The sequence below is a fragment of the Nonlabens tegetincola genome, from assembly GCF_002117085.1.
Lineage (GTDB): Bacteria > Bacteroidota > Bacteroidia > Flavobacteriales > Flavobacteriaceae > Nonlabens > Nonlabens tegetincola.
The window spans coordinates 2,339,899-2,353,691 of the sequence record NZ_CP019342.1; the positions used below are offsets into that span (position 1 = coordinate 2,339,899).

Consider the following 13,793-nt stretch of genomic DNA (forward strand, 5'->3'; position numbering starts at 1 on the left):
TTTACTACGAAAATAGCCAGCTTAAGAGTTAAAAAAATTTAAAGTTAGAAAGGTTTAACAAGACACCAGTAATTCTACTTTAACTATAAACAATAACAAATTCATAAAGGCTATCCTTAATTTATTAAATCCAAAAACCTCAAAGAGATTGATCTTTGAGGTTTTTGTGATAAGATAATTGGGTTATGATAAATCAAAAATACATGTAACTCATTTCTATTTAATTGACTTAAACCACAAATGGTTATATGTCAAATCTCATTCTAAAGTATACGTATCTAGGTAAAACAAAAGTTGCGTTGGTACTTGTTGCAATTTGACCAAATGAATTACGAATATTAGCCTCGGTATCTAATAAGTTCGTTGCGATTAACTCGTACCTCCATCTGGAGTCTGGTTTTTGATAACGGATACTAGCATCAAAAAATTCAAAGTTATTTTCTACATCACCAGTTGCAGTGAAAATGTTGTAATCATATCCTGCCTTGAACAACCAGCTCTTACCCAGTTGATAATCTAAATCTAAGTTTATACTGTTTGTTGTTGCATCATTTTCAAAGTTACCATTCTCACTATTGTTAAGATTAAGGGCGTATTGTAAACTGAAATTAATTCCCTTTTGGAAATTTGATCGAGCTCTGAAACTATAGTTTTGATTGAAGTTTGTAGCTGTTTGAGTAATATTATTGATAATGTTGTTATTCTCTGACCAACTTACATTTGCTGTCACAGTAGCTTGAATCTTCTTTATTTCACGCCCAAAAGAACCTGTTGCACTTAAAGATTCATTAGGCAATAATGCATTTATAGGACGAGAAACTTGATTGATACCGTCCAAAGCCACTTCATTTTGAATAGCATCAGTTAATCGGGTGTAGGTAACATTACCAAATATGGTAGTGTAATTAAACATGTTGAAGTTACGGTAGCTTAATCTTACTCGATCATTCAAAGCTCCTTCTATCTGATTGTTACCGCTTTGTAGGGAACTATATCCTCTAAATAAAATTCCATTGGCATAACTATTTACATCATTAAAAGTTACATTTTGATCGTAGTTAAGTGTCAAAGTTTCTGAACTTCTAAAATCATAACGTACTTCTACATCCGGTACAACACGTTCCGTTTCGATAGTATTAGTAACTCCATTCTGTCTGTCCTTTGTTTGAAATGAATGCGCGGTTAATCCAGGTGTTATAGTGAACTTACCTAAAATAGCTTTATAATGAACAGCTCCATAAACGTCTAAGAAATCAAAGTTCACATCATCATTGCGTAAATCTGAATCTTGTAATTCGTTACGTGTTCCGTCTGCTTGAATCTCAAATATATCTGAATCAAAGTTTTGAGACACATAACTTGTTCCTGCGGTAAAGTTTAAATTACTTTTTTTATTCAATACGTAGTAATAATCCAGCTTTGCATCCAACTTATTTGTGTTAACAAATTGTTCTTGATTGATATTATAAATATCCTGCTCACCTATACCTAGTCTACCGTTAAAAGGTTCCGTATTTGTGGTTGGGTCAAAAGGATCTATATCTAAAACTGCATTGTAAAAAGGATCCTCGTACTGATTCAAAAACTGACTTTCAAACGCAAAAATGTTTTTCTCGTTTGCGGTATAGTACATATTTAAAGACTGGTTAAACGTAATAGGCTGTTGTTCATCACGAGTATCTATACTACGATCTGCTTCACGATCAATAGAACTTAAATCACTTACACCTTGCTGGTCTGCATAATTGAATCTTCCATCATAACTTAGAGTAAACGCATCAGTAGGGTTATACTCTGCTCCCAATTTAAATAAAGCGGCAACTGTTTCATCTACACCTCTATTATCCGTTTCTTCAGTATTAGAATTATCCACAAAGGTTCTCCTGCTCGTGCTGCGCGTATCGATTGTGTTTTTAGAAACTATGGCAAATGAACTTATATCCAACTTATTATTAACCGACCATGATGTGTTAAGTGCACCAAACTGGCTCTCTATATTAAGCGCTCGATTACCCTGAAATACGTTTAAAGGGTTTTGAGCTTGAACGTTTATACTAGAATTATTCTGTCTTGTATCGCGACGACTAAAACCTATGAATCTAAAGTAATCTCGACCAGTGAAAGCAGGTGTTCCTAAATCATTAAAGTCAGTTAAAATATTCATTGAGAAATCTTCACTGTAATAAAAGGCTTTAGGCTGGATGATATACCTAGCTTTGTCACCACCATAACCAGCTCCTACAGTAGCTTCTCCAAACCAAAATTTCTTTTTCCCTTCTTTCAACTTCAAATTAATCACTACTCTATCTTGATCGTTTCCTAGACCCTTTAATTGGCTGCGATTATTATAATTTCTAAGAACCTGTACTTTATCAATTGCATCTGCTGGGATGTTTTTTGTAGCCAGACGACTATCACCTTCAAAGAAATCTTTACCTTCTACCATGACTTTTTCAACCTGTTTACCTTCTACAAGAATGTCTCCATCCTCATTTACTTCAACTCCTGGTAATTTGTTAAGGGTATCTTCTAGTTTATCCTCAGTTCCATTGGTAAAACTATCGGCATTGTAAACGATGGTATCACCTTTTATGGAAACCGGCATCTCATAGACAATGTTAATTGCGTCAAGTTCATCGGCGCCATTTAACATGATATAATTTTTAACTAGATCTGTCTGGATGTTTTTGACTGTATCTTCAATAGTTTTCAATCCTAAAAAAGAAACCTTGAGTATGTATGTACTGTCTTTTTTAAGATTTAAAAGTTGGTATTTACCTTGATCATTTGTGATACCAAAGGCACCTAAATTTTTATCCTGTTGATAGGCGATTACGTTTGCCATACCTAACGTATTTCCTAAACTATCTGCCACCACTCCTGTGATTTTAACAGATTGCGCTTTCGCGAAAGCGAAAACAAATAAGCACAAAATGGCTATAAGAATATTCTTTTTCATAAGTAAAGTTGTAAAAAATTACCCGAACAGGTAGGTTAAAATGTTCGGGTTTTTAAGATGTTATCCACGACGACCACGTCCTCTAAAACGCTGGCGCATCTCTTGCATTTTTTTTGTAAACAATTCGTTGTAGTCTTCCTCGTTAATGACCTCACCTTTCTTAGGTTTTTTAATTTCCTCAGGCTCTGCCGGATTCATAACGACTTTACTACATAATAACGTAGTTTCTCCTGCATTTAATTCAAGAATCAAACCAGGTAAACCACCATATTCTGCAGGACCATGTTGTACTGGAATAGCTGGTGTAAACCAAGCAACGACTTGAATTTCATCGGCTTGCTCGTATACGTCTTCAAAACGACCTTCTTTCATGGCAATGCTATCCTTTTTCTTTTCTTCGGCATTTCTAGGTTGACGACGTCGGAAACTACTCCAATCCAAACTATTGTTCTTTTTAGTTCCTATAGCTTTGATGGCTGGGTATTGGCCTATTTGACGCTGTTCTCCCGTGATCTCCCATTCGATAGTATGCAGGCTATCAGTTACTAAAAATTGTTTTCCGAACATGTCTCGTTCTTCTAACCATACTTTTTCTTCTAAGTTTTTGTATTTATCGCCTGACATACTGGTACCCATCCAATTTCCCCAGCCACGACCACCACGACCTGGAGTTTGCAGCTCTTTTTCTTCCTTGTACATGGACTCGTTACGATTAAAAGTGAGTGTAAAAGTTTTTTCACTCATCTTTTTCATGTTTTGTTCAATACGCTTGCGTTGCTCTGGAGTAAGATTACGGTTCTCATCCATCCAGCTGGTGTCCATTTTTGTTTTAGAAAGGTAGGTAGCCTCGCCAGAAATCTCTTGTGCAGTCGCAACCGTTGCCGCCAGTGCAATAAGAGCAAAAAATATCTTTTTCATAATCGGGTTTTAGATTAATATGGTTTTACCACAATGGGTTGGACTACATAAGCCCATTAAAGTTTCAAGCGTTAAGAAACTTTTAACCTTTATCCTCCAATCATGATTACTTGAGTGTCGCCAGAACGTCTACCTTTAAAACGTTCCATCATTTCTTTTTGTTTTTTCTCACGTAATTCCTCAAAATCGCTTAATGATATTTTTTTACCATTTTTTGGTTTTTTAAGCTTGAATTTCTCTGGATTAAGTTCCACTTTGGTACACAGTAAGATGGTAGATCCGTCACTTACTTCCAAAATTAAACCTGGTAAACCGTGGTAGGAACCTGGACCATTTTGAACTGGCAATTCAGGTGTAAACCAGGCAGTAACTACCGTATCTTCTTGTGGAATGCTGTCTAATATACTTACTCCTTCTTTTTGCTCTTTTTCTTCTTTTTCTTTCTTTTCCTCTTCAGTGAGTTCTGGCTTTGGAATTACATAAGTAGCTTTTATAGCAGTGTAATTCCCTATTTTCTTTTGTTCCCCAGTAATTTTCCAATCCCATTTTTCAAGATCATCACTGATTAAAAATTCTTTTCCTTGGATCTTATCTTCCCTTAAATAAGTTCCCTTCTCTAGGTCTTTATAGGTAGTTCCATAAGCGCTACCATCTCCACTAATCGTTATAGATAACCCTTCCATTTTAGGTTGAGGTTTTTCCAGTTGCTTTACCTCTTCATATAGAGATTCAGTACGAGTGAATTGTAAAGTGAATTCAGCTTCTCCTGCGGTTTGGAGAGCGTTTTGAATGGCTTTGGCCATTTCTGCGCCCATTTCTTTAACAGCTGTACTGTCCATTTCTGTATCCATTATCATTTTACTTTGATAAGTTGCGATACCTTTAAATTCTTGAGCTTGTAATAGACTTGTTTTTGCAAAAATCAAGGCCAATACCAGTAATACATAGCGAGTAATAGTAATCATAGTTTAGGTTTTTGATATACAAATATGAGTAAATCAAAGAAATACAATTCTTAAGCAAGGTTAATATGTGTTAATCGTATTGGTTTATAAGTTTGGTTTGATGCACCTTTACCACATGAAAGATAGAAAGTACCGTTTCCTTCTCATATTTATTTCTGTTGTAATTCTATTTACCTTGGCTATACAGGTTTATTGGAATTTCAAGAATTACAAAGAAGCTGAACGTAAACTTATTGCAGATGTACAGACCAGCCTGGATCAAAGTATAGACGATTATTACACCGATCTAGCACAACGCAATAACTTTGGAGTACTCATGAAAGGTAGTGTTGGGGAAATTGGTCTTGATAAATTCTTTAAAAGGGTCGACAGTATACGTAATATAACTACCGCTCTTGAATTTAGTGTTGATGATGTAAAGATTGATGATCTTAAAGGAATAACCGTAGTATCCGGAGACAATCTAGATTCTCTTGAAATCTTTGAAGAACGATTGCGTAAAAATAGATTTTCTTTTGATCCTAATACGATTACTAGGGAATCTCAATCTGTTACATTTAGTTCTGGTGAAACTGGTGATGATGGTTTTGAAGAACAAGTAACCGCTCTTACCAGCAAGATCATATTGAGCTTTAAGGAAGATGAACTTAATGTACCTCAACTAGCCCAAAATTTTCAGGAAAACTTACGAAAGCGCAAGATTAATCTAGATTTCAACTTGATGAATACTAGTGACCCTAGTACCGTTGTAAAACCTGATTTTCAATACAGCACACAACCAGAAACAGAACTTATGCCAGCTAGTCACAATGTTACTTTGTACTATGGAAATTATCGTGGTGAACTGCTTAAACAAAATCTTACAGGAATTCTACTGAGTGCCCTTTTAATTGTAGGTGTCATATCATGTTTGTTCTATCTAGTCGTGGTAATACGCAACCAAAAAGCGCTTCATGAAATGAAGAATGATCTTATCTCAAATATTACACATGAATTTAAAACACCTATAGCGACTGCTGGTGTAGCACTAGAAGCAATTCAGAATTTTGCAGGATCTGGTGATCCACAAAAAACAGACAAATACTTGTCTATGGGACGTGACCAATTAGCAAAACTTAATGTTATGGTTGAGAAAATTCTTGAAACTGCTACTTTAGACAGTAAAGAATTAGTGCTCGAGAAAAATGCTACCAATCTAGCAGAGGTTATAGAAAACGTAATCAACAAGTATCAAAATCGAAATGATAAGTCCTTATCGATCAACATTACAAATGACGAAATTTACAGCCGTGTAGATGCTTTTCATATAGAGAATGCAATCAATAACCTTGTAGACAATGCCTTTAAATATGGTGGCGATGAAGTCCAAGTAACCTTGAGTGAAACTGTTGATAACGCTGTAATTGAAGTGAGCGATAGTGGAACTGGTCTAAGCTATAAAGACTCTAAAAACATATTCGATAAATTTTACAGGGTAAGTCAAGGGAATAGACACGATGTAAAAGGCTTTGGTATCGGATTATTTTACACAAAAACAATTATTGAAAAGCACGGTGGCACCATTTCTGTTGCCATAAAACCAAATACTAAGTTTAAAATAGAAATACCTCATGGAACAAATAACTACTAAAGTTTTATTAGCTGAAGACGAACCAGCACTAGGAATGATTGTAAGTGAAAGTCTAGATTCCAGAGGATTTGACGTGGATCACTTTGAAAATGGTAAACTAGCATTAGAAGCATTTGAAAAAAACGATTATGACATTTTAGTACTGGACGTTATGATGCCCGAAATGGATGGGTTTACCGTAGCAAAAAATGTACGCCAACTTAATGACGAAGTACCTATTATTTTTCTTACTGCAAAATCACAAACCGATGATGTTCTAGAAGGATTTCATGTAGGCGGTAACGATTATTTAAAAAAACCGTTTTCCATGGAAGAGCTCATCGTGCGAATTAAGAACCTACTTACCAGACAAAATATTCAAAAAACAGCAAGCCATTATAAGATTGGTAATTACGATTTTAATTTCCCAAAACAAGAGCTTAAAATCGATGATGAAATAATTAAACTCACACATAGAGAATCTCACCTACTCTATCATCTTGTTCTTAAAATGAACAAAGTACTAGACCGTACTTACATCCTTAAAAAACTTTGGGGTGATGATGATTTCTTTTCTGGGCGCAGTATGGATGTGTTCATTACGAAATTGCGTAAAAAACTAGCCAAAGATGAAAACATAGAAATTGTTAACGTTAGAGGTTTTGGATATAAACTTATAGTTGGAGAATAAGGTAAAGAGTACTGCGTTTAAAAGCAGTACCTTTATAGTGTGAAATACTTATTTCTTCTTTTTTGTTTTTACGGTATGTGCCAGGAAATTAAAACACCTGTGGACATGCAGGAGTTTTATGGCATTGATGACTTTGGTGCTTTGTATTATGGAAAAGATCAAGCTCTAGTCAAAAAAACCACTACACAATCTACAAACTACTTTGACATACAATTAGGGCCTATTACCAGTGTAGATTTACTTAATCCACTTAAAATCGTCGTTTTTTATGAGGACACTCAAACCGTCGTAATTCTTGACAACAGACTCAATGAAATACAGCGAGTAACCTTAAGTACACTTAATCCACTAAGATTCATTAGTAAAGTCCAGCTTGCAGGTGATAGACGTTTATGGATGCTCAATGCAGATACTAATCAAATAGAATTATACGATTATATCAATAATAGAATCATCTCTTCAACACCAGTTATTAAAGGCAACATACGACATTTATATACGGATTATAACTTCTGCCATGTTCAAGTAGACGACTCTCTAATTTCATTCAATACTTATGGTAGTAAGACATCAACTTTGAGTTTGAATGGCGCAATGCTAGCCTATCATCTAGAACAATTGGTAATAATTCAAGGCAATGATGTTACATCCTATAATTTTGGTAAAGATTTTCGCTTTCGCGAAAGCGAAACAACCAAAATCCCAAAGGAAATTTTGATTACTGAAAACAACAAAAGCTTTCATCTAAAGACGGGAAACCTTTATATTTGGAGCTCAGGCAAGATTCACAGCCTAGAGTTGAATTTCAAGAAATAGATCATGCATATAGCTGTTGCGGGAAATATAGGCGCTGGTAAAACAACCCTTACTAAATTACTAGCAAAACATTACAAATGGACTCCACAATTTGAAGATGTCCTTGAAAATCCATATTTGGAAGATTTTTATACCGATATGGAACGATGGTCCTTTAACCTGCAAGTTTATTTTTTAAACAGCCGTTTCCGTCAAGTGCTGGAAATTAGAGAAAGTGGTAAAAAAATTATTCAGGATAGAACCATTTATGAAGATGCCAATATTTTTGCACCTAACCTGCATGCGATGGGCTTGCTATCTCAACGTGATTTTGATAACTATGCATCACTATTTGATTTAATGGAAAAGCTAGTTGCTGCGCCAGATCTTTTAATTTATCTGCGCAGTAGCATTCCTAATCTTGTTGGGCAAATTCAAAAGCGTGGGCGCGATTATGAAAACTCAATATCTATTGATTATTTAAGTCGACTTAACGAGCGCTATGAAGCATGGATCCACGGCTACAACAAGGGAAATCTCCTAATCATAGACGTGGATCACATAGATTTTGTAAATAACCCTGAAGATCTAGGTGACATCATCAATAAAATTGATGCAGAACTTACAGGTCTGTTTGCTTAATAACCTACTTTTTTACGCACGCGTTTTAAAGTCTCATTTGCAATAGCACCAGCCTTTTGCGCGCCTTGTTCAAGAGCAGCATCTATTTCGTGCTTGTTTTCCATGAAATAGTTATAGCGTTCACGCGCTGTCGCAAATCGTTCACAAATAAGTTCGTACAACGCTTGTTTAGCGTGACCGTAACCGTAATTACCGGCTAGGTACTTAGCTTTGAGAGCAGCAACCTCATCTTCACTACCTATAATCTTATATAAAGCAAATACATTACAGGTATCAGGATTTTTAGGATCTTCTAAAGGCGTACTATCAGTTTCAATTGACATGATTTGCTTGCGCAATTTTTTATCAGTTTGAAAAATATTTATGTAATTTCCTCTAGACTTACTCATTTTCTCCCCATCAGTACCTGGAACGTACATGGTAGACTCTTGAAGCTTTGCTTGTGGTTCAATCAAGGTTTCACCCATTGCATTGTTAAATCTTCCCGCTACATCTCTGGTCATTTCTATATGCTGTAACTGATCCTTACCAACTGGTACAACTTGCGCGTCGTACAATAGTATATCTGCAGCCATAAGCATTGGGTAAGTAAAAAGACCTGCGTTAACGTCTCCTAGACGATCTGCCTTGTCTTTAAAACTATGAGCTAGTGTAAGTCTTTGGTATGGATAAAAACAATTTAAGTACCAGTTAAGTTCTGTTACTTGAGGCACATCGCTCTGGCGATAAAATGTAGTTTTAGAAGTATCTAAACCACAAGCAAGCCAGGCAGCGGCAGTTGAATACGTATTAGCCCTAAGCTGTTCACCATCTTTAATTTGAGTAAGTGAATGTAAATCGGCGATGAAAAGAAAAGATTCATTTTCAGACTGTTCACTCATCTCAATTGCTGGTAAAATAGCTCCTAATAGGTTACCTAAATGAGGTGTTCCAGTAGACTGGACACCTGTAAGAACTCTTGCCATAATTTTTGTTTTTAAAGATTGCAAAGGTAACTTCTAGTAAGGACTTTATTAGGTCCGAATTGCAATAGATTATTAGTTTGTTCCTTTGTATAAAGCGATCTTACTCCTACTTTTGAAATAAATTATATCCTATGAAAATTATCTCCTACAATGTAAACGGAATACGAGCAGCCATGAAAAAAGATTTTATTACGTGGTTAAAAGCTGCAAATCCAGATGTGCTTTGTTTACAGGAGATAAAGGCTACCGAAGATCAAGTTGATAAGGAGGCTTTTTCAGAAGCTGGATACGAATATCAGTACTATTTTTCAGCTCAAAAAAAAGGATATAGCGGTGTTGCTATTTTATGTAAAACGCAGCCTGACCATGTAGAATATGGTACTGGAATTGAGTACATGGACAATGAAGGTCGTAACTTAAGAGTAGATTATGGAGATCTCTCTATTATGAGTATGTACCTACCTAGTGGAACTAATGATGCTAGACTGAGCTTCAAATTCCAATACATGGATGACTTTCTAGCCTATACAGAAGAACTGCGACGTGAAAGACCGCAGCTATTAATTTGTGGTGATTATAATATTTGTCATAAAGCTATTGACATCCATGATCCGGTAAGACTTAAAAACACAAGTGGTTTTTTACCAGAAGAAAGAGCTTGGATGGATCAATTTGTTGAAAGTGGATTTATAGACACTTTTAGAATGTTTAATGATCAACCCGATGAATATTCTTGGTGGAGCTACCGCGGTGGTAGTCGAGCAAGAAATAAAGGATGGAGATTGGACTATCACATGGTTACAACACCGCTAGAATCAAGTGTAAAAAGGGCTGTAATTTTACAAGAAGCTGTGCACAGTGACCACTGTCCAGTACTTGTAGAGCTAGAATAAAAAAAGCCGAATACTTCTTTAGTATTCGGCTTTTTCTTTTAGTATTACAGGATTACTCTAGATCTTTTTTAACCACTCACTCATAGCAACTTTAGGCTCTAGATATGATTTAAGATCTGCAATCGCAACTCTTTCTTGAGTCATAGTATCTCTATTACGTACTGTGACAGCTTTATCTTCCTTGGTGTCGTGATCGATAGTTATACAGAATGGTGTTCCATTAGCATCAGCGCGTCTATAACGACGACCTATAGCATCTTTCTCATCATATTGAACGTTCATAGTCCATTTAAGATCATCTATAATTTCTTGTGCGATTTCTGGTAAGCCGTCCTTTTTAAGCAGTGGTAAAACAGCTGCTTTTACAGGTGCAAGTACCGCTGGTATTTTAAGGACTGTACGTTCACTACCGTCTTCTAAAACTTCATCTTGTAAAGCATTAGAAAAAACAGCCAAAAACATTCTATCTAAACCTATTGAGGTCTCGATTACATAAGGCACGTAACTTTTATTTTCTTCATGATCAAAAAATTGAAGCTTCTTACCACTGTGTTCTTCATGAGCCTTAAGGTCAAAATCTGTTCTTGAGTGTATCCCTTCTAATTCTTTAAAACCAAACGGGAAATCAAATTCAATATCGGTTGCGGCATTTGCATAGTGTGCTAGTTTTTCATGATCATGAAATCTATAATTAGACTGATCAATTCCTAGAGATTGATGCCACGCCATGCGTCTTTCTTTCCAAATTTCAAACCACTCGAGTTCGGTTCCAGGTTTAACGAAGTATTGCATCTCCATTTGTTCAAACTCACGCTGGCGGAATATAAATTGTCTAGCAACAATCTCATTCCTAAATGCCTTACCTGTTTGAGCAATTCCAAATGGAATTTTCATACGACCGGTTTTTTGCACGTTTAGAAAGTTTACAAAAATTCCTTGAGCGGTCTCGGGTCTTAAATATAAATCTGTTGCTGTATCTGCACTGGCTCCTAATTTAGTCCCAAACATCAAATTGAATTGTCTTACATCGGTCCAATTCATTGATCCAGAAACAGGACATTTAATTTCCAATTCCTCGATAAGTGCTTTAACTCCTGCTAGATCCTCATTTTCCAGTAAAGATGCTAGTCTTGCGGTAGGCTCGGTCGCTTTTTCTAGGTATCCTAGAACACGTGGATTTGTCTTGCGATACATATCCTCGTCAAAACTTTCTCCAAAACGTTTACGAGCTTTTTCAACCTCTTTGTTTGCTTTTTGCAAGTATTTCTCGCAATAATCCTCAATAAGCACATCAGCGCGATAGCGCTTTTTTGAGTCTTTATTGTCTATCAATGGGTCATTAAAAGCATCAACGTGACCACTGGCTTTCCATGTAGTCGGGTGCATGAAAATAGCAGCGTCTATACCCACAATTTCTTGATGCAATTGGGTCATTGCTTGCCACCAATATTCCCTTATATTCTTTTTAAGCTCTGCTCCATTTTGTCCATAATCATAAACGGCTTGTAAGCCATCATAAATTTCACTGGATTGGAAGACATAACCGTACTCTTTAGCATGTGAGAGTACTTTTTTAAACTGATCCTGATCGTTGTTTTTTGCCATAGCTGCAAAGGTAAAAAAAGTGTTGTCTTGTGCGACGTGTTTGTGTTTTTTTCGCTTTCGCGAAAGCGTAAAAAAAAGAAAAACCGCTCTATTTCTAGAACGGTTATAAAGTTTACGACTCAATTTTTTATCTTAGTGTAATCTCGCTACTACTTATTCTCACTGGACCGTTGTATAAATTAATACGATAACGACCTGAAGTTATCTCATCCTCGCCAGCATTAATCAACTCGCAAATATCTAGTTCCTTATTCTGATAATTGAACTTAACTAGTTTAGAGTAAGTAAGTGACTGGCCGTCAAACTGCTGCTGCGCCTTACTACCAATTACATTATTTTCTGGATTTATTACTTGAAGGTAAAATTCAGTAACGCCATCTTGCGCAAGCGGATTTTGTGGCAAGGTAAAGCATACTTTTAAGTCATCAACTCGTCTTGCTTTGTCATTTTCAATTTGTTTACCGCTACGACGTATGATAACGCCTTGAGTTGTGAAGTTAGTAGGAACAAGAGTTGCAGCTCTAGACATATTCTCATTTAATTTTGATAGCATGTCGCTTTGCTCCTGACTTTTAATCATTTCTTCATTGAGCGCAGCAAGTGTACTATCGTTAACTCTTGACAAGTCTTTATTTAAGGTTTCTAGTACTGTTATACGTTCTTTTAAAGCTGTGCGTTCTTGTTTAATTTTTGCTAGTTCTTTTCTTAATCTAGAAATTACTTTTACATCGGCTTCTAGCCTGCTTACACTATCAACGAGTCTAGTAATTCGATCATTTGCACTAGTTAATTCTGCATTTAGGACGTTCCCTTTATCAATCTCGGCAGTATACTCTGCACTTATGTTTTCTAGCTCTTTTTGAATTTGAACTTGCTCGTCTCTTAAATCGGCTTTAATAGATTCGTTCTCGTTGTAATTTTTATAGGCCCAAACACTCACTGCTATCAATCCTAACAGCAATAATCCTAGGAGCACCTTATAAATACGATTGTCTTTTTCCTTAGTCATTTTTACAGGTTGTTTATCTTTATAACGCAGCAAGCTAGAAAATAATTTGTGAAAAACTTGTTTTTAGATTTATTTAACCTCTTTTATCCACCATCATGCATGGCTTGTACTACCGTGCTTACTCCTGGAGAAGAGAAGCTATGTACTACATGCATTGCACACCTACCACTAGCGCTACATCATAAAAATAAGGATAAACAAATTAAAGATTTATTTTTTGCGAGAGTACCTGTAGAAAATGCTACAAGTTTATTTTACTATGAAAAAATAGGTGCTGTTCAACAGCTCATTCACCAGCTCAAGTATAAAAAACAAGAAGGAATAAGTGAGTATTTAGGCAAATGGATGGCTAGAGAAATAAAAAATAAAAAAGAGTTTGAGCAGATAGACGTGGTTTTACCAGTACCTATTCATCCTAAACGAAAAAAGGTGAGAGGCTATAACCAGGTGACGGGTTTTGGGAAAATAATTGCGCAAGCTATTCAGGCAGATTATCGTGAGGATATTCTTATTAAGACTAAAAATACACGGAAGCAAGCTCAATTAAATCAAGTAGAGCGTCATGCTATCAAACAAGCTGTTTTTGAACTTAATGATGTTACCTTACAAGGCAAGCATTTATTAATAGTTGATGATGTGATAACTACAGGAGCTACATTAAGTAGTTGTGCGCATGAACTTCTAAAAATTCCTGATATAAAAATCTCAATAGCCACTATGGCGGTAGCCGTTTAAGTTTATC

General features: G+C 35.8%; 12 protein-coding genes. 6 read left to right on the forward strand and 6 right to left on the reverse strand.

What is annotated here, in order from left to right; genetic code table 11:
- Positions 1-244: 244 nt before the first annotated feature.
- From BST91_RS10825 to BST91_RS10835, 3 genes are all read right to left on the reverse strand, one after another.
- Positions 245-2,959 (reverse strand): peptidase associated domain and porin domain-containing protein, encoded by a 2,715-nt coding sequence (locus BST91_RS10825; RefSeq protein WP_085775385.1) that lies wholly within the window; start codon positions 2,957-2,959, stop codon positions 245-247.
- A 60-nt stretch (positions 2,960-3,019) separates the two neighbouring features.
- Positions 3,020-3,877: a GLPGLI family protein gene (locus BST91_RS10830; protein ID WP_060523572.1), complete on the reverse strand. Its 858-nt coding sequence runs from the start codon at positions 3,875-3,877 to the stop codon at positions 3,020-3,022.
- Between the two features lie 89 nt (positions 3,878-3,966).
- On the reverse strand, positions 3,967-4,842 hold the full coding sequence (locus BST91_RS10835) for a GLPGLI family protein (RefSeq protein ID WP_042276965.1): 876 nt from the start codon (positions 4,840-4,842) through the stop codon (positions 3,967-3,969).
- 115 nt (positions 4,843-4,957) lie between these two features.
- Between BST91_RS10835 and BST91_RS10840 the strand changes: the two genes are divergently transcribed.
- The 4 genes from BST91_RS10840 to BST91_RS10855 all read left to right on the forward strand — a co-directional run bounded on the left by BST91_RS10840 (position 4,958) and on the right by BST91_RS10855 (position 8,579).
- Positions 4,958-6,472: a sensor histidine kinase gene (locus BST91_RS10840; RefSeq protein WP_042276963.1), complete on the forward strand. Its 1,515-nt coding sequence runs from the start codon at positions 4,958-4,960 to the stop codon at positions 6,470-6,472.
- Positions 6,453-7,142, forward strand: a complete 690-nt coding sequence (locus BST91_RS10845; protein ID WP_042276961.1) for a response regulator transcription factor — start codon at positions 6,453-6,455, stop codon at positions 7,140-7,142. Before BST91_RS10840 ends, BST91_RS10845 begins: the two co-directional genes overlap by 20 nt.
- 75 nt (positions 7,143-7,217) lie before the next feature.
- Positions 7,218-7,958 (forward strand): hypothetical protein, encoded by a 741-nt coding sequence (locus BST91_RS10850; protein WP_085775386.1) that lies wholly within the window; start codon positions 7,218-7,220, stop codon positions 7,956-7,958.
- Between the two features lie 3 nt (positions 7,959-7,961).
- The gene (locus BST91_RS10855; RefSeq protein ID WP_042276956.1) at positions 7,962-8,579 is read left to right on the forward strand and encodes a deoxynucleoside kinase; all 618 of its coding nucleotides are present in this window, start codon (positions 7,962-7,964) and stop codon (positions 8,577-8,579) included.
- On the opposite strand, the gene trpS is transcribed toward BST91_RS10855, so the two are convergent.
- Complete coding sequence (gene trpS / locus BST91_RS10860) at positions 8,576-9,544, reverse strand: tryptophan--tRNA ligase (RefSeq protein WP_042276953.1); 969 nt, start codon at positions 9,542-9,544, stop codon at positions 8,576-8,578. The genes BST91_RS10855 and trpS overlap by 4 nt on opposite strands.
- Positions 9,545-9,675: 131 nt before the next feature.
- Here trpS and BST91_RS10865 point away from each other — a divergent pair, with 131 nt between their 5' ends.
- Positions 9,676-10,437, forward strand: coding sequence for an exodeoxyribonuclease III (locus tag BST91_RS10865; RefSeq protein ID WP_085775387.1), 762 nt, complete (start codon positions 9,676-9,678; stop codon positions 10,435-10,437).
- Between the two features lie 57 nt (positions 10,438-10,494).
- Here the strand turns inward: BST91_RS10865 and BST91_RS10870 are convergent, their stop codons facing one another.
- Positions 10,495-12,042, reverse strand: coding sequence for a glycine--tRNA ligase (locus BST91_RS10870; RefSeq protein ID WP_085775388.1), 1,548 nt, complete (start codon positions 12,040-12,042; stop codon positions 10,495-10,497).
- A 127-nt stretch (positions 12,043-12,169) separates the two neighbouring features.
- Positions 12,170-13,051, reverse strand: coding sequence for a hypothetical protein (locus tag BST91_RS10875; RefSeq protein WP_060525047.1), 882 nt, complete (start codon positions 13,049-13,051; stop codon positions 12,170-12,172).
- A gap of 99 nt (positions 13,052-13,150) precedes the next feature.
- Between BST91_RS10875 and BST91_RS10880 the strand changes: the two genes are divergently transcribed.
- Complete coding sequence (locus tag BST91_RS10880; protein WP_244895623.1) at positions 13,151-13,786, forward strand: ComF family protein; 636 nt, start codon at positions 13,151-13,153, stop codon at positions 13,784-13,786.
- Positions 13,787-13,793 lie beyond the last annotated feature (7 nt).